This is a genomic window from Nostoc sp., from assembly GCF_036917975.1.
In the GTDB taxonomy this organism is placed as follows: domain Bacteria; phylum Cyanobacteriota; class Cyanobacteriia; order Cyanobacteriales; family Nostocaceae; genus Nostoc.
Genome location: NZ_JBALEJ010000043.1, coordinates 22720 through 42013 on the forward strand (window position 1 = coordinate 22720; position 19294 = coordinate 42013).

Sequence of the window (19294 nt, forward strand, 5' to 3'; positions counted from 1 at the left end):
TCTCATTTCCCCACTCCCTATTTATACTGCTGGTAGAGGTTCTTTAGCTTTGGCTTCTAGTGTCTTTGGGTCTACTGATTCTAGTTCACCGTGGTTGAGTGTCCAGCAACGATCTGCGATCGCTAGCAAATCCCCAGCATCGTGTGTCACTATTAACAGTGTCCAATCTTGTTTCAGTTTCGCTAATAAATTTACCAGTTGCCGACGCATTGACCAATCTAACCCAGCGGTGGGTTCATCTAATAACAGTAAATTTGGCTGGCGAATCAATTGCACTGCTAAAGCTAAACGTCGTTGCTGACCACCACTCAAAGCATGAGGAGCAACGGAAAGCGATAAATGCTCTAATCCCACTTCACTCAGCGCTTGTCTGACTCGTTCTGACCCTAACTCAGGATGTCCTAAACGCAATTCTTCTAAAATCGAACCGCCGCAAAAGTGCCGCTCTGGAAATTGAAATACCAACCCAGCCAATTGTTGTAGCTGTTCGGCTATCAGTTCTTGTTCCCGCCAGAAGAGTGCGCCGGTTGTGGGTTCGGCTAGACCCGACAAAATTTCTAGTAAGGTACTTTTACCTGAACCACTTGGGCCAATAATCAGACCTAGCTGCTGGGGTGCTAATTCCAAGTTGATCGATTTGAGAATCGCTGTTGGGCACGCTGTAGGATGATAATTTACATTTCGGAGATAGAGCATTTGTTAAGATTACCAAAAAGTCAGCAAATTACTGATTAACTACACTGAGGTATCTAGAAAATTCTGGAAAAATTTATAGCGAATTATCTGCCTTAACACCTTAATATCGCAGCAAGAATCATTTACATTTTCTCTATTGTGGCAGACTCACCTTGAAACAGTGCTGAGTGCTGAGTGCTGAGTGATAGAGAAATAACTCCTGCCCCCTGCCTTTTTTCAGTTAAATTAAACTTAACCATTTTTTGTATTCTAAGTAACACATACAACTATTTCAACCGCAATTATTCTGAGGGTTAAAATGACTAAAAGGTTTTCTTCTCCTCGATTAATAGTGTCTGCTCAACTCATTACCCTTGCTCAGACTGCTTTTGCAGCTGCGATCGCCTTTGGTGTTGCCCCTTGGGCAATCGCACTTAATTTGTGGGTAAGTCCTTCTCTAGCTGGCGATCCCTTTCGCGATCGCGAACCTCATCAAATTGGCGACCAAACAGAAGCAGCTTTTAAAGCTATTTTCCAACAGGGCAATTATCCAGCCGCAGATCGTTATCTACAACAAGCAATATCCAAAGAGCCAAACGAACCTCTAGCTTATGCCATAAAGGCATCTTTAGCATACGGAAATAAGGATTGGGCTAAACTCGACACCTACAGCCAGAAAACTTTAGAAACTGGACAAAAACTGATTTCTAGCGATCCATTGCGTGGTAATTTATACACTGCTGTTGGTCATTTTTTAGAGGGTGCAGTAGTTATCACCCGTGAGGGTACAGTCAAGGGTGTACCGCAAGCCTTTAGTCAGTTGCGACAAGTTTATGAATATTTAGATAAAGCCGAGGCAATCTCTGCCAACGATCCAGAACTGAATTTAATCAAGGGTTATATGGATTTATTATTGGCGGTTAATTTGCCTTTTGCTAGCCCAGATCAGGCAATTGGACGCTTAGAACAAAATGCTGCTCCCCAGTATCTAGTAGATCGGGGTGTTGCTCTTGCTTACCGGGATTTAAAAAGGTATGCACAAGCACTAGAGTATGTCAACCGAGCAATTAAAACCACATCCGATAATCCAGAAATTTATTATCTCAAAGCCCAAATCCTGAAAGAATTGGGGCAAAAAGAAAAAAGCCAGCAGATAATCCAGGAAGCGATCGCAAATTTTGACAAAGCATTGACTAAAAAATCCCAACTCCCAGGCGATTTAGTCAAACAAATTGAGAGTGAACGCAAAAATGCTATTAGCCTGAAAAATCCTTAACCCCCATTCCCTATTCCCCATTTCCCACTCCCTACTTTGATATGCTTATTTGCAGAACAGTAATTGAGATATTAGACCAAAATGGAGATTCAGTTTCGCGAAATTAATCCTTTTGATATGTGGATTTGGCTGAAATTCAGTACAAATCCTTCTGCGCGTGAAAAGCAGTATGTAGAAGAAGTTTTCAATTCCTGGTTTTATCTGGGTAAATTGGGTGCATTTAATGCAGAGAATCTTCAGGTGCAGGACACTGGACTCGATATCAGCTATATGAATTATGATGAACAAGGTTATGACAAAAGCCTATTAGCACTGATGCACAACATCGGTGAGTTTGAATATGAGGGACAGTGGGGGCGCTGTTGGTTTGACTTAGGAACCAGTGATGCGATCGCACTGGATATTTTAATCAACGCTCTCACACAACTAAGTCAGGAATATGTCACCATTGAAGAATTGTACATCGGTGGCGAAAATCCCGATTGGCCTATTGAGGATAGTGAAAGTCGTCCTCAGTCTATCTACGATAATTAGTTATAAAAATGAATAAAGCAGGTGAAATTCGGGTAATAGCCTTGGGGCTAATTCGGAATGGCGAACGCATATTTCTTTCTGAAGGCTACGACCCCGTAAAGCAAGAAACATTTTATCGGGCTTTAGGCGGTGGTGTTGAATTTGGCGAAACCAGCCACGCCGCCTTAAAACGTGAGTTTCAAGAGGAAATTCAAGCAGACTTAACGAATATTAAATATCTCGGTTGTATAGAGAACCTGTTTATATTTAATGGCAGGCAAGGTCATGAAATTATTCAGCTTTATCAATGTGACTTTGCTGATTCAAAATTTTATCAACTAGAAAGTTTAGTTTTTTCAGAATCACAACATCATAAACATAGAGCATTATGGATAGATATATCTCGCTTGAAATCAGGAGAATTCAAATTAGTACCTGAAGTCTTTTTTGAATATTTATAGCTTATCTGAAAATTTACTAAGAGGATGTTTGAAAAGTCTAATTTATTACTAGCCCTGGCGACTAGAAGTCGCACGCCAGTTGCTCATGGGGGAAACCCCCAAGACCGCACTGGCTTGGCTATACAGACAAAACCCACCTCCGTGGGTTAAAAATTCTTGATTTTCTCTTAGTCCACGGAGGTGGACTAAGTTTTGTGTAGTAGCGAATTCTATTCGCCTAATACTTTTCAAGCATCCTATAAGATTGCTGCACTCAACAAAGACACAATATACTGGTTGAGACTAACGCCTTCCCGTTCAGAAGTCTCAGCTAAACGTTGATGTAAAGATTTTGGCATCCGTAGTATTAGTTTACCGCTATAGCTATCATTAGTACTTGGTAAGGGAATGCGATCGCCAGCTTCATAAGCTGTCTCAATCCACAATTCCCGCGCTTCATTGAGATTTGCCATTGTCTCTTCAAGGGTTTCGCCTTGGGTAAGACATCCAGGTAAATCTTTAATTTGAGCTACATATCCTTCCTCTGGGTCGGGATAAAGTGTTACAGGGTACTGAAGATTTAAATAATATTCTAAGGACGGCTTCTCAATCTGCTGGTTCTTCTGGTTCAGTGTCTTCATCAATCTACTCTTCTAAATTTAATAGTTCAACTATTTGCTGTGCGCGATCGCACTGTGTCACTACAACAGAGAGAGCAACTTGTTATACTCTGCGTGTGAACCAAGCCAAAACCAAATAACGGTATCTCCATCTAACTGTCCAACCGCTCGATAATTTTTGCTAATCCGTGCTGAATAAATTGGTAGTTCTGGATGTACTTTTTTGAAGCGCAAGCTGGGATGGCTCGGATCTTGTTTGAAGAAGCGGTATGCCTGACGCGTTTGCTCTTGAATTTGCTCAGGAAGATCAGCAAACCCTTGACGAAACTGAGCGGTTATACGTGACTTCACAATGTATCTGGATCTAACTCTTGGGTTTTTCCTGCGCGGTATTCAGCCATTGCCTCAGTTGCCAGGAAAGCGAGTACATCAGGGGAACGGGCGAAAGCTTCATCCCAAGAGCGCTCATCTTCTAGTTCTTCTAAAATCATTGCCGCGATCGCATCTTGTTCATTGGCAGGCAAGTTTTTTAGTTTGGCGATCGCTTGTTCAAGTAGCTCTGTCATGGCTGTCAATCGTTACGAAAGTCATACTATAAATTATCTCTGCTTGCACTCTGTTGGGGTTGTTTGCGATCGCCACTTGGGCGTTTATGCTTGGATTTAACCTAAAATAATACCGGACTATTAACACCAGGCCAATGTGCGATCACTCTGTCTCTAATAGGACTGATCGCTTGACAATTAGAGTATTTCTCGTGCGGCTTGGGAAGAAGGGGAGCTAGAGTGGCTAGTCAACCCTGAAGAATTATTAAAAGCTACGATCGACGAGATGGCTGGAATAGTGCTTAAGGAAAATGAAGACAATAAGGGTAAACCTGCTGAAGTGGGTCGTAAAGAAGCAGCCTATCGTGGTTGCTATAGCGTCATAGTTATGGAGTTGGCTCAACGGGGTATCCTGACCTCATAAGTTTATGGGCTAGATGGATAAATTGGTCTTAAACTTTAATCTGTCCGACCCTCTAAGGTGTTCGGACTTTTTTTCTAAGATAACTGGCAAACCAAGTTATTTTAGGATCTCCATACCAGCGATAAGCTTGCTCAATATGAGCTTCCGCAATTGGGGTAATCTAAACCTGAAATGCTATACTTTTGCTGATGTTCTGACCAAGTTAGAGTGCCATTTTCTGCGATATCTTTTAATCCCTCTTCAAAGTCTCTTTCGTCCGACTCTCTTCCTGTTTACGGATTTGCAACAGGGATAAAATCTCTTGCAATGTATCGTCATAAGCCAGTTCTAATTGTTCATTAATAGCCTTGATTAACGCTTGCCTTTTAGTTGGAGTTTCCATGTTTTCACTCTTTGCAACTGCTTGTCATTGTCTATGCTTTGAACACCTTATTTTACTCTAAAATACTTCTCAGTAAGTCTGAGATGTGTTTTCACTTGATGACTAATCTTTTTCTACTGATCAAAGAACAGCGACCTCTGGAATTGCACCTTGCATTCTCCCGAAAGCATCAATCAAATTTTGTAATTGTTGATCTGCTTTAAAAACTCCTAACCCGCGCACCGTCACTTTCCCAGGAGAATAGACAAAGCGGGTCTTGAGATTGTCTGGTAAATTCGCCGCCAACAAATTCCAAGCTGGTTCCTCCATCGGCGTTTCTAAAACGACGTGCTGTTTTTGTTCTGGTTTAATGCGGCTAAATCCGAGTTTTTTCGCTAGCTGTTTGAGTTCCATGACTCGCAAAAGTTGATTTGCAGGGACAGGTAAACTACCATAGCGATCGCTCCACTCGGCTGCAATCTGCTTTAATTCTGATTTAGATTTGGCTGTAGCTACCGCCCGGTAAGCACTCATCTTTTGATCCAAATCGGTGATGTAATCTGCTGGAATAAACGCCGTCAGGTTGAGGTCAATCTGGGTATCCTCCACTTTCGGAATTTCTTGTCCTCGGATTTCCCGAATTGCTTCTTCGAGCATTTCCATATATAAATCAAAACCGATGGCATCCATCTGACCGGATTGTTCAGCACCTAACAAGTTACCCACGCCTCTGATTTCCATATCGCGCATCGCCAGTTGATATCCAGAACCTAACTGAGTAAATTCCTGAATCGCTCGTAATCGTTGCCGTGCTGCATCAGATAATGCCCGTTGCTTCGGATAAAATAACCAAGCATGAGCTTGTATCCCTGCACGTCCCACACGACCGCGTAATTGATACAACTGTGCTAATCCAAAGCGGTGAGCATCTTCAATCAAAATCGTGTTGACTCGTGGAATATCTAAGCCAGATTCAATAATTGTCGTACAAACAAGGATGTCTGCGTCGCCATTGCTGAAAGTGAGCATGGTTGATTCTAACTCGCTTTCATCCATTTGACCGTGAGCGATCGCAAATCTAGCTCCCGGTATGACTTCTCGCAAATTGGCTGTTGTCTCTTCAATGCCGTCCACTCGTGGAACTACATAAAATACCTGTCCGCCTCTGTCTAATTCTTGACGAATTGCACTGCGGATACTTTCAGAATTTATCGGTGACAAATGGGTTTTAATCGCACGTCTGGTTGGGGGTGGTGTAGTAATCAAACTCATTTCCCGAATTCCCGACAAGGACATATACAAAGTTCGGGGAATGGGAGTGGCAGAGAGGGTAAGCACATCCACTTGAGTTTTCAAGCTTTTAATTTTCTCCTTCTGATTTACCCCAAATCGCTGTTCTTCATCCACCACCAACAGTCCTAAATCCTTGAATGTCACACCTTTACCTAGAAGTTGCTGTGTACCAACAACTACATCTAATTCACCCGTTGCCAATCGCTTTTGAATATCGCGGCGTTCTTCAGCAGACCGAAAACGGTTGAGCAAACCGACATTCACGGGGTAAGGTGCAAAACGTTCTTTGAGTGTATGGTAATGCTGCTGTGTTAAAATAGTCGTTGGCGCAAGGAGTGCCACTTGTTTACCGGCGGTAACTGCTTTAAAAACAGCACGAATCGCCACTTCCGTCTTTCCAAAACCGACATCGCCACAAACTAAGCGATCCATTGGGCGATCGCTTTCCATGTCGCGTTTTACATCTTGGACAGCTTTAAGCTGATCCGTCGTGGGTTGGTAGGGGAAAGAATCTTCCAATTCCTCCTGCCAAGGCATATCATTGGGAAAGCTAAAACCTTGTTGTTGCGATCGCGCTGCATACAGTTTCAACAAGTCCACCGCCAATTTTTTGATCGCTTTGCGGACTTTATTCTTGGTATTTTCCCAAGCTTTACCAGTCATTCTGTTGAGTTCCGGTGCTTTATCACCTCCGGCGCGGAACCGGGATAAAGCCCCTACTTGATCGGCTGCGACTCTAAGTAACCCATCAGCATATTGCACCACTAAATAATCACGGGTTTCGTCATTAATCGTCAAACTTTCCAGCTTGACAAATTTACCAACACCATGATTTCTGTGAACTACATAATCACCGGGACGTAGCTTATTGGGATCAACTTGTTTAGAGGTAGCTTTGTGGCGCTTGCGGATATAGCCGGGAGTCGCCAAGGAATGCTGCCCAAAAAATTCTCGATCTGTAACGATTACTACTCGATAAGTAGGCAGGATAAAACCTTCAAGTTCCGCAAGACCAGAATATTTTAGGGCTATGGGAATATGGTTGATTTGCAGTTTATCAATCGCTTGGTAATCGCGGGGATTGGGGATAAACTGAGCCGGACAATCATGTTCTTGCAACAGCGAGACAGAACGGGAAGGTTGAGCAGAAAGCAGCCAAATCGAGAAATTGCGATCGCGTTCTTGGCGAATAGTTTCAGCTAGTTTAGCAAACTGGTGTGGCGTAGCTGGAACCGGACGGCTGGCAAGATTGATCCCATTATTTTCCTCTGACAGTTCTGATAAATATAATGTTTTAAATTTGGCAACATCAGCCAAACAGTCATCAAAAGAACGGTGAATTTTCGGTAATGAATGGGGAGTTGGGAGTAGGGAGTGGGGAGTAGGGGAAGAATCTACCCCATTCCCCATTCCCCATTGTTCCTCAGCATTTTCTACCCAGCGATCGCTATGAGCATGACACTGTTCTGGCTCATCAATGGCAATCAGGGTGTTTTCTGTTAAGTAGTTTAGCAGAGATGCTGGTTGCTCAAACGCTAACCCCAAAAAGCGCCGACTACCCTCAATCAGGGATGAGTTAGGAGTTAAAAGTTCTGAGTCAGAATTTAACTCAGCACTCAGCACTCGGAACTGGGCACTCTTGTTGAGTGCTGCCATCACCACAGGAGTAAAGCTAGTGGGGGTAAGAATTATCTGATCAACTTTATCGAGGGCGGAACGTTGGGTTGTGGGATCAAATTCTCGCATTTGCTCAATTTCATCGCCAAACCATTCCAACCGGACTGGAAACTCAGAGGAAACCGGAAACACATCAACAATATCGCCCCGTCGGCTCCATTGTCCTTCCATTTCCACCAAAGGCACTCTTTCGTACCCCAAAATAGTTATTTTCTCACTGAAGGCATTCAAATCTAATTCCATCCCCTTTTTCAGAGTAAGACAGAATTGCCCAAAAGCTTCTGGTGGAGGCAAATGAGGTTGCAACGCCCCTTGAGTAGCGACAATCGCTAAGGGTCGCTTCGCTCCGGGATTGGGGACTGGGAATTGGGAATTGGGAAGAGACAAGGGAGTAACTTTTTCACTAATTCCCCCTTGTCCCCCCAGTCCCCAGTCCCCAGTCCCCAGCCCTCGATCCCCCATCCCCAAATCCGCCAATACCTGCATTTGTCCCCAACTCATTTCAGTTTCCGGGTCAAAGGGTTCGTAGGGAGAAGCCTCGGAGGTGGGATAAAAATGTACTGTTTGCCATCCCATTGCCTCCAGTTGTGCATAAACGCGTCCAGCCTCCTCCAGAGTGGCGCAAACCACGAACAAATCCTTGCCCTGAGCCTGTGCTAATGCTGAAGCTACCAGAGTCTTGGGCAGTCGGGAAATGCCATTTAACCGCAATTCTTGTTGTCGATTCAGCTTAGAAATAAATTCAGTAGTGAGCGACGATCGGCCTAAGGCACGCACAATAGAAGAAAATGACATAAGTACTACTTAGCTATGGAAGTCTTTGTGGGTCAGAAAATCTTGAGGCAGTTTATGTCAACCATTTTAAAAGTGTTAACAGCTTTCTTATTGCTTCGGTGGAAAAATAATGCACAGCCACTATTAACAATTCAAAATTCAAAATGACGTTCGCGGACTCGCTCATAGCGTTGCCATGCCGTTCGCGTAGCGTCTCGTAGAGAAGGCTTTACGCTGCGCTAACAAAATTCAAAATTAAAGACATTTCAGACGGGGATTTAGCGAGAAACGCGGTCTTGGGATGCATCCCAAGTGGAGCGATTTCTCAAGACAAACCCCGACTGAAATGGGTGCTACATATAGATTGCAGGTTCTTAAACCCTTTAATTTACGATAAACTTAAGAACTATAAGTAGGTGGGCGTCAATATTTGTCGTTGGGATAAGGCATCTGAACAAAGCACCTTTAATACTAGATACTAGGGATTGAGCTACGTTCGCTCTGATAAACCGCAATTTTAAACATGTCCTCCATAACTTTTGAAATTTTAATCATTTTGGTGCTAATTATTGCCAATGGCGTGTTTTCTATGTCTGAGATGGCGATTGTCTCGGCACGGAAAGTTAGGCTACAGCAGCTTGCCAATCAAGGAGATGCCAAAGCAAGGGCAGCATTGAAACTAGCTGAGTCTCCAAATCACTTTTTGTCAACCGTCCAGGTAGGTATTTCCCTGATCGGTATCCTGACTGGTGCTTTTGGAGGAGCAACAATTGCTAGCCGAGTAGCAGTCTATGTGCGACTTATTCCCTTATTAGCACCTTATAGTGAACCGATATCCTTTGGAATAGTGGTTTTGCTCATTACGTATTTCTCACTCATTGTTGGGGAATTGGTACCGAAGCGTCTGGCATTAAATAACCCAGAAAGGATTGCCTCAATTGTAGCTATTCCAATGCAAGCCTTGGCTGCGATCGCTTCTCCTGTAGTCTTTCTCTTAAGTGCATCTACAGATTTGATCCTGCGATTACTAGGAATTACAGCTTCTACCGAGCCGCAAGTCACCGAAGAAGAAATTAAAATTTTAATTGAGCAAGGGACTGAGGCGGGAACCTTTGAGGAAGCTGAACAGGATATGGTGGAGCGAGTCTTTCGTTTAGGCGATCGCCCTGTCAGCTACTTAATGACACCCCGTCCCGATATTGTCTGGCTAGATTTAGACGACTCTGCCGAAGAAAATCGCCAAAAAATGGTTGATAGTTCCTATTCTCGGTATCCAGTTTGTCAAGGGGGACTTGACAATGTACTGGGTGTTATTCCTGTCACCGACTTGTTAGCTAGGAGTTTCCGAGGGGAAGCTCTAGACTTGACCATTGGATTGCGACAGCCCGTATTTGTGCCAGAAAGTACCCGTGGCTTGAAAGTTTTGGAATTGTTTAAGCAAACCATCACTCACATGGCGCTAGTAGTGGATGAATATGGTGTGATTCAAGGATTAGTCACTCTCAATGACATCATGATCGAAATTGTCGGTGATGTTCCTTCCACAGATGGACAGGATCAACCACAAGCTGTCCAACGCGAAGATGGTTCCTGGCTTTTAGATGGGATGTTGCCTGTGGAGGAGTTTTTGGAACTTTTCGGTATGGAACAATGGGAATCTGAGGAACGCGGTAGCTATCAGACATTAGGCGGTTTTGTCATCACCCATTTAGGTCGTATTCCTGCCGCCGCAGATTATTTTGAATGGCATAGTATGCGAATTGAAGTGATGGATATGGATGGTAATCGCGTTGATAAGGTGCTAGTTATACCGAAGGCAGCTAAATCAGCAGATACGAAAAAATCTCACTAGGATTGGGGATTGGGGATTGGGGATTGGGGATTGGGGATTGGGGATTGGGCATTGATAATTATTGTTTACTATTTCCCATACGTCATAGCCAATGCCCTATTTATGCAATTTATCAAGTGCGAGATAGACGTTTGACCTCTTCACCTACCAACAACTGATGAGCTTGTTCTAGAAGTTGAGGGATTTTGTCGGCGTGGGGATTGCGGGCGATAGATCGCCGTAAGTCTAACTCGTCTAGCCGATCGGCCTTATTGCCGGGGAACCAGTGGCCACCATTGCCAAGGAGGTTGTAGCGCATTTTAGCGTACTCTACCAGATCGTAGGCGATCGCTAAATTCCGCAGCCACAAAATCACCCGAATATTTACCTCACCAGGGGTTTGGTCAAAGGTTGGTAGATTTGTTTCCCAGGATTTTACCCAATCTTCTCCCAAAGTCGCGATCGCTTCTTCTTCCAACCTTGCTAAAATTGGTGGCAAAATTTCTGATGCCCGATCGATTAATTCTAAAGTCTTCAGGTGTTCATCAAAATCTTGTGGTTTTGCTGCTCCTATGCTTAGAGTATGTACCTCTTGATGACTCAAACAAAATAAATCATTAAACACCATTGGACTCAACGGGGCGCAAAGATTTACTAATTTTTGTGGAGGTTCATACAACAAACCACCTTTATTAGATGGACTAATAATAAACACCCCCATGTCGTGGCGTTTAGCTGCTTCAATTGCTGCCCAATTCCATTGATTAATGTAGTACCAATGCAAGTTTACATAATCAAATTGATTGGTATTAATTGTTTGCACAATTAACTCTGTTGAGCCGTGTGTGGAAAAGCCAATAAATCTAACTTTTCCCTCTGCTTGCAACTGCTGCGCTACTTCCAAACAACCACCGGGACGGATGCTGTCATCTAACGACTCAGAATGATTGATACCGTGCAACCCTAAAAGGTCAACATAATCTAGTTGGAGATTTCGCAATGATTGTTCAAATGTGTCACGGAATTCTTTCGCATCTGCCTTTGGACTGATTTTGGTTTGAACAATCAACTTTTCGCGGGGAAACTTGGGTAATATTCTCCCCAATTGCATTTCGGAAGTGCCATAGCCACGAGCAGTTTCAATATGATTAATTCCAACCTCAACCGCCCTTTTAATCGTCGCTTCTAGATTCGCCTGGTTATCAGCAGGAATTTCATGATTGGGAACATCCTCCCATTTGAACTGATATCTCATGCCACCACAGGAAAACACTGGCATCTGTAATTCGGTGCGTCCAAATCGTCTATATAACATCAGTGGATTGTGGATTGTTTACTAACTTAAAGTCTAATAACAAAAGTTATTCGCGCTTTTAATGCCACAAGAATTACCTCTGTTCAATTTGTAATACTAAATAAGTGGGCAAGAATAAATCAAACAAAGCCATGCCACAAAACGAGAAGTTAAGACTTAATTCTCTAATATTAACTCAGACCCTCATCTATAGAAAGCTCTAATTTTTTAGCGATTAACCGGATGCTAGGCTCTTGGAAAATACTAATGTGATCCCCAGGAATCTCATGTATCTCCAATCCTCCATTCGCCAACTTAGTCCAACCTAGTTCAGGCTCATCCTGAAAACGCCTATCACTAGCCATAAAAAGAGTTATACGACCTAAATAAGGTTGCGGTATATACTTTGTTGCATATTCTTTTACAAGTTTAAAGTATGCCGCTTGGCTAACTAGATATTGGAGTTTTTTAATTCTAATAAATTTATTTTTCAGAGCGAAATTACCATATTTTTTTGACAACCGTTCTATGCCATATTTTAGAAGATAGGCAGGCCCAATTTTTAAAAGTTGATTCAAGTTGTATGATAGGCTCTTGGATACAGACCCTTTTTTAATTGTACTTGGTACATAAGAATCAAACAAAGCTAGTAAAGCTATTTGCTGACCTTGTGATAACAATTGTTGAGCCATTTCAAATGCTATGACTCCTCCAAAAGAATGACCCCCCAAAAGATAAGGGCCTTCAGGTTGGAAAGTTCTTATTTCATTGATGTAGCGCGATGCTAGTTCCTCTATTCCATTGAATCTAATTGGCATTCCCTGTCCATCCTCTGATATTAGGGCATAAACAGGTTGTTCTGAATCTAAATAAGGAACTAGAGACTGATATAAGCTAAAACCTTGACATAAAAATAAAGGTGGTTTAAAACCATTAGCTTTAATTGGTACTAAAGACGGTAAAGACGGCGAAAACTCTAATTGGCGAATAATTATGGCTAATTGCTCAATAGTCGGATTTTGATAAAGAATAGCCAAAGGCATATCTTTTTTAAAGGCTTTTTGGACTTGGGCAAACAGGCGTATGGATAGCAACGAGTTGCCTCCTAAATCAAAGAAGTTATCCTTGATGCCAATAGGCTTGATACCTAGCACTTTTTCCCAAATCCTTGCCAGTTTGAGTTCTATCTCATCGCTGGGAGGGACAAAAGTTTCTTCTGCTTGTTGTCTAGTTTGAGCAGGTTCTGGAAGAGAACGGCGATCTATCTTGCCGTTAGGAGTCATTGGAAAAGCTGTCAAGATAACAAAAGCTGAAGGCATCATGTAGATAGGTAGTTTCTGTTGTATGAAACGACGCAGTTGCTCAACTTTAACTGTTTGTTCCAGGTTTAAAGTCAGATAAGCTACAAGACGCTTGTCACCTTGAACTTCTTCTCTGCTGATAACAACAGCTTCTTTCACAGAGAGGTGTTGTCTAAGAACAGCTTCAATTTCTCCTAATTCAATTCGGAAGCCACGTATTTTAACTTGGTGGTCAATGCGACCAAGAAACTCGATATTACCATCGCTCAAATAACGTGCCAAATCCCCAGTTTTGTAGAGGCGTGCCCCAGGTTTAGAGCTAAAAGGGTCGAGAATGAACTTATCTATGGTTAATCCTGGACGGTTGAGATAGCCTCGCGCTAGACCAATACCGCCAATATGCAGTTCGCCTGATTCGCCAACAGCTACAGGTTGCAAGTTTTCATCAAGGATGTGAATCTCTGCATTCGTAATGGGGCGACCAATGGGAGCAATTGCATAATTAGTTCCACGCTGGCAAGTCCAGAAAGTGGTATCAATAGAAGCTTCTGTTGGCCCATAACAATTATGTAGAACATTGTCCAAATTCAGTTGGGCGAAAAAGCGTTCTAGGAGTTCGCCAGGTAAAGCTTCGCCACCACAAATAATATGTCTGAGGAATCGGCAATTCTCAATTCCCTTCTCTTCTAATAAGACACGCAGTATAGAGGGTACTAAGGCCAGGACGGTAATTTGCTGTTCAGTAATCACCTTTACCAGGTAGGCAGTGTCCTGATGTCCAGCAGGGCGAGCCATGAACAATTGCCCTCCAAAGCACAATGGCCAAAATATCTGCCACACGGAGGGGTCGAAACTAAAAGAAATAGTCAGTAAAACTTTGTCTGTTTGAGTTAATCCAAAGGTTGTTTGCTTCCAGTGGAGTTGATTGCAGATACCACGGTGAGCAATCATTACACCCTTGGGCTGTCCTGTAGAGCCAGATGTGTAGATGACGTAGATGAGATTATCAGGCGTCGCCTCATTGACAGGATTTTCTTGATTGTTTTGGATATTCCCTTGCCAGTTTGAGTCCAAACAAACAACTTGCGCCTGATGCGGTGGTAAATTATTGAGAAATTTTTCTTGGGTTAACAATACTGGTGTCTGGGTGTCTTCCAAGATAAAGGCTAAACGTTCTGAGGGATATGCTGGGTCTAAAGGCACATAAGCGCCTCCAGCTTTGAGAATGCCCAGTAGACCTACGATCATCTCCAAGGAGCGCTCCACGCAAATGCCTACAAGTACTTCAGGACCAACGCCTAAAGTACGTAAGTGGTGTGCTAGTTGATTTGCCCGTTGATTTAATTGCCGATAAGTAAGTTGTGTATTTTCACATACTACAGCAATTGCTTGGGGCGATCGCTCTACCTGCATCTCAAACATTTGATGGATGCAGAGATCCTGACAATGAGCAACTTGGGTATCACTCCATTCTTGTAAAACTTGAGTGCCGATGATGTTAGTTTTAGTTAAGGTATTTAACGGAATATCTTGCTTACAATCTGAAGTCTGGTTATTTATCTGCATTTTCTATATATCAACTCCATCAGGAAATGGCAATTTTTATTTATTTTATTATTTATTGTATAGTTGTGATTATAGAAAATTATATTTAGCTCTGCAAATTAACATCATCAGGGAGCAAGTTTTATCTATATAAACAAAACCTAGCTAACATTAAAACGTTATGCTACAAATAGTTTGACTTCCACCAAGGACACGAATTCTGAGTTGTGATACCCGGATTAGTAAATATGCCATCCTCAAATAAAATTCGTAATTTGGCATTATCACATTGTTAACTTACAGCCAGAAAACAGCAATTTCCCTACAACTTTATACTTAAGCTAATAAGTTTATTTTATGATTTTCATTAATGTAAATATAATTTTCATTAATGTAAATAGGTATACCACCAAAAATATTTTATCCTTTTCTACGAAAAATCGCTGAAAAAAAAATTAATTATTACCAAATCTTCATTAGGTTTGTTCCTATGTAAAAATTATGTAAATTCATGATTATAATTTTACTTAAGTAATTAAGTAAGTACCCAATAGGTATAATAGACTGGAGACACCAAAAAAACATGAGATAGCTAATGGCATAGGGGATTAGATATCAGTAATTTTTTACTTAGCACCCAGCAACAAGTCCTTTCTTGGAGCAAATCTAAAATTTAATCTAGGGACAAAAAAATGTATCAAAGAAATCGACTCTCTCTCAGGATGTAAAATGACTACAAGGCATATATGACAACGCTCATAGATATCATACTATCAGTTATTCATGAGAATTTTTTCATTAATCTGTTACCAATTATCTAGAGTTACCCATGAAGATAACCCAAGTTCAACGATAATAATCACGTTATGTAAATTTTTGTTACGAAAATCAAATTTTTGATGCATTTCGTTATAAGTTATCCATGTAAGTTTTGTAAATCAGTAATTATGCGTAAGCAAACAAGAAAATTTTTAAGCAAAACCGAATTAGTCTAGCTAAACATGCTACAGTGACTTGTGAAGAGATATGAATTGTATCTCTAATAGTATAGAAACATTAATCTGCAATAAAAGTCTAGTAAGCAAGTCCAACTATTTATTACACGCCTTAAAAATTCTAATTAATATTTCTACCTGACTTGTTTGATTACTAAGTTAATGTCAGGAGTTTCACTATAAGTTAATCCAACAATAAATTCTTTCCTTGGCACAAAGCTCAATGTTTACGGGCTAAACCAGGCGCTAATTATCAAACAAGTTAAGCATTCGGGTAGTAGCCGCAAGAAGAAAGACCAACCCTAGAATATGCTTTTGATCAAAAAATTAAAGTTACTCTGAAGAAAATCGTTAATAGTAAACTATAAAGGACAGGTTTCTTTGAGAGAAAAATGTGAGATACCCCGCTTGTATAGGTTTTCATCAAATTTTAACTACACCAAATTTTATTAAGTATGAGTAATCAAAGCATTGCAACAAATAAATTGAGTGAAGTGCCTTTAGATTTACGTGCGTCTGCATTTGTAACGGTACGCAAAGGTTCATGGTGGTTGAGATTAACAACATTATTTTTGGTAGACTATGCTCTTTTATCATTAGCTTGGATTTTAGCTGGATATCAATATTATGAGCATTTGACTTGGTATATACCTAGTAATTATTTACCAATCTTAATAACTATTGGAATTCAAATAGGCTCACTAGCTGTCCAAGGTATTTATCGAGAAGGTCAAAAACGCTATGACTATTTGAATATTATCAAATCGCTAACTTTTGCTCATGGATTAATACTCCTTGTTTGTTTTTTGTATAAACCAGTTGTTGATATTACACAACCAAGATTAATATTATTATCTTGGCTGCTAAGTATACTATTCATTTGTACTGGTAGATATACTGTAAATCTTACTCTTGAATATCTCCGCAAACAGAAAAAAATAGTTCGTTCTTCTGTATTTATTATTTGTGACCCTCAAGATCATGAGCAGATTGCTAGCTTTATCAAAAAGGAGAAACATTACATAATATCTGGAACCGCGAATGCTAAATCATTAGACAGATATCAACGTCAAAAAACATTGAATCAACTTAATGAATTAGGTGTAACAGAAGTTTTTATATCTTGGGATGCTCTAAAAAATAGAATGTTTTTGTGCTGGTTATTTCAAGCATCTGGCATCCAAGTACATATTTTACCGATGGAATTAAAACCAATTTATAGAAACGTAGAATTTAACAAAATTGGGGGAATGCCTTGTCTGAGTTTAGATTGCCCAATAATTACAGGTAAAGATTTTTGGATAAAACGTAGTTGTGATTTTTGTTTCGCGACTTTATTTGTAATGTTATCATTCCCTATCTACATAGCTATAGCTATAGCTATAAAACTGGACTCTCCCGGCACAGTGTTTTATAGACAAACACGTATAGGTTTACATGGGCAACAGTTTAAAGTATGGAAATTCAGAACCATGAGGTCTGATGCGGAAAAATTACAGAAAGAATTAGAAGCTTTAAATGAAACCAAAGATGGGATTATCTTTAAAATTAAAGATGATCCTCGTATTACCAGTGTTGGTAAATTTCTCCGTCGTTACAGCTTGGATGAGTTACCCCAACTTTTTAATGTTATTCTTGGAGAAATGAGTATAGTAGGACCTCGACCTTTACCTACGAGAGATGTAGATAAGTTTGCTGAACATCATTTTATTAGGCATGAAGTTTTACCTGGCATTACAGGTCTTTGGCAAGTCTCAGGCCGCTCGGATATTGTAGATTTTGAACAAGTTATAAACCTTGATCTTAACTACATTGAAAACTGGTCTCTTGGATTAGATTTTGAAATCCTGCTCAAAACAGTGATGGTAGTTTTGAAAAAAGAAGGTGCCTACTAAGCTGATGAAAATAAAATAAATCATAGTAGATAGCAATAATTATATATTATATTGTTTATATAATTAATATAACTATTGCAATTTACAGTGAAGTTTTTCACTCATTAAATTTAGTTAGATTTTCTTACTTTGAGTAGTTAATTATTTTATTAAGAGTGATAAAAGCTTTTGCATTCAACACTTAAATTATTTGTTAATTTAATAAAATATTGATTGTGAGGAATGCCAAATTCAAAATTATGATTTATAGAAGCTAAAAAAATGTATTTTTGTACTTAACTTGTATGACTGATATGTATGAAAAAGCTAGAAAAACTTCTAACATTTTATCAGTATTGGTGATTTAAAACTAACGATATAGGCTGATTAATAATTCAGAATGGTAGAAAAGTATAAATTAATAAGTAATTCCCTTTCAATGATAGTCAATCGGTTAGCGCAAAGCATTACAGCCTTTGTATTAACCGCTGCTATTGCCCGCACTCTAGGAGCTGAGGCTTTAGGTCAGTATCTACTAGCGTATAGCTACTATTTTATTTTTGTGGGCATTGCTTCACAAGGGCTAAAGACATTGTTTACCAGAGAAATAGCCAGTGAACCACAAAAAACATCAGTCTATTTAATTAGTGGCACTTACTTACAATTAATATTTACTTTTTTGAGCTATGGGGCTTTAGTTATTGTAGTGTTTTTACTTCCCTACAGTTCCAAGACCTCTACTATTTGCTACATCATGGGCTTAACCATCATTCCATTTGGACTTTCCAACGTAACGGAGGCAATTTTCCAAGCTAAAGAAAAGATGCATTTGATTGCTATTGCTACAGTCCCAGTGTATGTGCTACGCGTACTAATAATGATCTGGGCAATGAAACTGAAGTATGGAATTGAATATCTAGGAGCAATACTATTTTTTTCGGAAACATTAATTCTGATAATTGAATGGATTCTGATTACACGGCTCATCAAAATACAATGGCAGATCGATAGAGTTTTTGTATGGAATATAATTAAGACTGCACGGACATTTTTTGCTATTGAAGCAATATCTGTAGTTAGTAGCAGAATTCAAATCTTGATTCTTTCATTGTTAGGCAATGAGTTTTTAGTAGGTCTTTTTGGTGGAATAGTACAACTGCTGCAACCTTTTTTAATTATTGCCAACAGTATAACTGTAGCAATGTTTCCCAGACTCTCCAAAGTAGTAGACCAAGGGCGGCAAAAGCAGCAGCAAATCACTGAAAGCTTTATTGAAATTCTACTAATTATGGGATTACCCCTATTCCTTGGATTGTTATTTTTTGGCGAAGATTTACTTATTTTTATTTATGACTCTAGCTTTGCCCAAGGAAGTTTAGCTCTTAGTGTAAGTGCTGTATCACTTCTTTTGCTGCCATTCACACGCACACTCTGCTATCTACTTGTTGCCAATCATTTTGAGATAGTTAACCTACGTGAAGTGGTTATTACAACTACATTAGGAAGCTTGGCAGGTGTGGCATTAGTTTCACAATATCAGCTACTAGGTGCAGCTATCATGGCATCGCTAATGACTATTATTGGCTTTAGTCAATATGTTTACTTCAGCTATACTCTCCTATTTCCATTAAATTTATGGCGAATTATTCGCCGTCCCTTTATAATTGGCGCTTTAATGCTAACTGTATTCTTAATTTTAAAGAAAATTAATTTAGACTTTTCATTAACTCTTATTATTTCGGTTTCATCCTATATCTTATTTGTTACTTTTATGAGTATTTATACTTTAGGCGGAATTGGTTTTGTATTGGGAAAATTTGTAAAGAAGGGATGAAGCTTTAATCACTAACCTTGTT

Annotated in this window: 15 protein-coding genes; 7 read left to right on the forward strand and 8 right to left on the reverse strand. The window is 40.2% G+C overall.

Annotated elements, in window-relative coordinates; genetic code table 11:
* Positions 1–21: 21 nt before the first annotated feature.
* A complete protein-coding gene (locus V7K76_RS18930) occupies positions 22–696 on the reverse strand; it encodes an ABC transporter ATP-binding protein (RefSeq protein WP_334730008.1) in 675 nt (224 codons plus the stop codon).
* A gap of 298 nt (positions 697–994) precedes the next feature.
* Here V7K76_RS18930 and V7K76_RS18935 point away from each other — a divergent pair, with 298 nt between their 5' ends.
* The 3 genes from V7K76_RS18935 to V7K76_RS18945 all read left to right on the forward strand — a co-directional run bounded on the left by V7K76_RS18935 (position 995) and on the right by V7K76_RS18945 (position 2925).
* Positions 995–1951, forward strand: coding sequence for a Sll0314/Alr1548 family TPR repeat-containing protein (locus V7K76_RS18935; RefSeq protein WP_334777773.1), 957 nt, complete (start codon positions 995–997; stop codon positions 1949–1951).
* An 81-nt stretch (positions 1952–2032) separates the two neighbouring features.
* Positions 2033–2485 carry a DUF3531 family protein gene (locus V7K76_RS18940; RefSeq protein WP_069070833.1) on the forward strand — a complete coding sequence of 151 codons (453 nt, stop codon included), beginning with the start codon at positions 2033–2035 and terminating at the stop codon, positions 2483–2485.
* An 8-nt stretch (positions 2486–2493) separates the two neighbouring features.
* Positions 2494–2925, forward strand: coding sequence for an NUDIX hydrolase (locus V7K76_RS18945; RefSeq protein ID WP_334777772.1), 432 nt, complete (start codon positions 2494–2496; stop codon positions 2923–2925).
* Positions 2926–3161: 236 nt separating this feature from the next.
* Here V7K76_RS18945 and V7K76_RS18950 read toward each other — a convergent pair whose 3' ends face one another.
* The 3 genes from V7K76_RS18950 to V7K76_RS18960 are packed head-to-tail and all read right to left on the reverse strand — an operon-like array spanning position 3162 to position 4090.
* Positions 3162–3545, reverse strand: coding sequence for a type II toxin-antitoxin system HicB family antitoxin (locus V7K76_RS18950; RefSeq protein ID WP_334777771.1), 384 nt, complete (start codon positions 3543–3545; stop codon positions 3162–3164).
* A 60-nt stretch (positions 3546–3605) separates the two neighbouring features.
* Positions 3606–3875, reverse strand: a complete 270-nt coding sequence (locus tag V7K76_RS18955; RefSeq protein ID WP_334777770.1) for a ParE family toxin-like protein — start codon at positions 3873–3875, stop codon at positions 3606–3608.
* Complete coding sequence (locus tag V7K76_RS18960) at positions 3872–4090, reverse strand: hypothetical protein (protein WP_334777769.1); 219 nt, start codon at positions 4088–4090, stop codon at positions 3872–3874. The genes V7K76_RS18955 and V7K76_RS18960 overlap by 4 nt, the downstream gene beginning before the upstream one ends.
* Before the next feature lie 265 nt (positions 4091–4355).
* On the opposite strand from V7K76_RS18960, the gene V7K76_RS18965 reads away from it, so the two are divergent.
* Positions 4356–4493: a hypothetical protein gene (locus V7K76_RS18965; RefSeq protein ID WP_334777768.1), complete on the forward strand. Its 138-nt coding sequence runs from the start codon at positions 4356–4358 to the stop codon at positions 4491–4493.
* A gap of 229 nt (positions 4494–4722) precedes the next feature.
* On the opposite strand, the gene V7K76_RS18970 is transcribed toward V7K76_RS18965, so the two are convergent.
* Positions 4723–4875 (reverse strand): hypothetical protein, encoded by a 153-nt coding sequence (locus V7K76_RS18970; RefSeq protein ID WP_334777767.1) that lies wholly within the window; start codon positions 4873–4875, stop codon positions 4723–4725.
* Positions 4876–4995: 120 nt separating this feature from the next.
* A complete protein-coding gene (gene mfd / locus V7K76_RS18975) occupies positions 4996–8619 on the reverse strand; it encodes a transcription-repair coupling factor (RefSeq protein ID WP_334777766.1) in 3624 nt (1207 codons plus the stop codon).
* Positions 8620–9121: 502 nt separating this feature from the next.
* Here mfd and V7K76_RS18980 point away from each other — a divergent pair.
* The gene (locus V7K76_RS18980) at positions 9122–10450 is read left to right on the forward strand and encodes a hemolysin family protein (protein WP_334777765.1); all 1329 of its coding nucleotides are present in this window, start codon (positions 9122–9124) and stop codon (positions 10448–10450) included.
* 112 nt (positions 10451–10562) lie between these two features.
* Here V7K76_RS18980 and V7K76_RS18985 read toward each other — a convergent pair whose 3' ends face one another.
* Positions 10563–11744: an aldo/keto reductase gene (locus tag V7K76_RS18985; protein ID WP_334777764.1), complete on the reverse strand. Its 1182-nt coding sequence runs from the start codon at positions 11742–11744 to the stop codon at positions 10563–10565.
* 170 nt (positions 11745–11914) lie between these two features.
* Entirely contained in the window at positions 11915–14590 is a 2676-nt protein-coding gene (locus V7K76_RS18990; RefSeq protein ID WP_334777763.1) for a non-ribosomal peptide synthetase, read from the reverse strand.
* A 1429-nt stretch (positions 14591–16019) separates the two neighbouring features.
* Between V7K76_RS18990 and V7K76_RS18995 the strand changes: the two genes are divergently transcribed.
* The gene (locus tag V7K76_RS18995) at positions 16020–17459 is read left to right on the forward strand and encodes a sugar transferase (protein ID WP_334777762.1); all 1440 of its coding nucleotides are present in this window, start codon (positions 16020–16022) and stop codon (positions 17457–17459) included.
* 379 nt (positions 17460–17838) lie between these two features.
* A complete protein-coding gene (locus tag V7K76_RS19000) occupies positions 17839–19272 on the forward strand; it encodes an oligosaccharide flippase family protein (protein WP_334777761.1) in 1434 nt (477 codons plus the stop codon).
* Positions 19273–19294: the final 22 nt, after the last annotated feature.

Excerpts from the sequence above, each read along its gene's own strand:
- V7K76_RS18985 (WP_334777764.1), bottom strand. The coding sequence starts at position 11,744 with ATGTTATATAGACGATTTGGACGCACCGAATTACAGATGCCAGTGTTT.
- V7K76_RS18940 (WP_069070833.1), top strand. The coding sequence starts at position 2,033 with ATGGAGATTCAGTTTCGCGAAATTAATCCTTTTGATATGTGGATTTGG.
- mfd (WP_334777766.1), bottom strand. The coding sequence starts at position 8,619 with ATGTCATTTTCTTCTATTGTGCGTGCCTTAGGCCGATCGTCGCTCACT.
- V7K76_RS18990 (WP_334777763.1), bottom strand. The coding sequence starts at position 14,590 with ATGCAGATAAATAACCAGACTTCAGATTGTAAGCAAGATATTCCGTTA.
- V7K76_RS18970 (WP_334777767.1), bottom strand. The coding sequence starts at position 4,875 with ATGGAAACTCCAACTAAAAGGCAAGCGTTAATCAAGGCTATTAATGAA.
- V7K76_RS18930 (WP_334730008.1), bottom strand. The coding sequence starts at position 696 with ATGCTCTATCTCCGAAATGTAAATTATCATCCTACAGCGTGCCCAACA.
- V7K76_RS19000 (WP_334777761.1), top strand. The coding sequence starts at position 17,839 with ATGGTAGAAAAGTATAAATTAATAAGTAATTCCCTTTCAATGATAGTC.
- V7K76_RS18995 (WP_334777762.1), top strand. The coding sequence starts at position 16,020 with ATGAGTAATCAAAGCATTGCAACAAATAAATTGAGTGAAGTGCCTTTA.
- V7K76_RS18950 (WP_334777771.1), bottom strand. The coding sequence starts at position 3,545 with ATGAAGACACTGAACCAGAAGAACCAGCAGATTGAGAAGCCGTCCTTA.
- V7K76_RS18960 (WP_334777769.1), bottom strand. The coding sequence starts at position 4,090 with ATGACAGAGCTACTTGAACAAGCGATCGCCAAACTAAAAAACTTGCCT.
- V7K76_RS18980 (WP_334777765.1), top strand. The coding sequence starts at position 9,122 with ATGTCCTCCATAACTTTTGAAATTTTAATCATTTTGGTGCTAATTATT.
- V7K76_RS18945 (WP_334777772.1), top strand. The coding sequence starts at position 2,494 with ATGAATAAAGCAGGTGAAATTCGGGTAATAGCCTTGGGGCTAATTCGG.
- V7K76_RS18935 (WP_334777773.1), top strand. The coding sequence starts at position 995 with ATGACTAAAAGGTTTTCTTCTCCTCGATTAATAGTGTCTGCTCAACTC.
- V7K76_RS18965 (WP_334777768.1), top strand. The coding sequence starts at position 4,356 with ATGGCTGGAATAGTGCTTAAGGAAAATGAAGACAATAAGGGTAAACCT.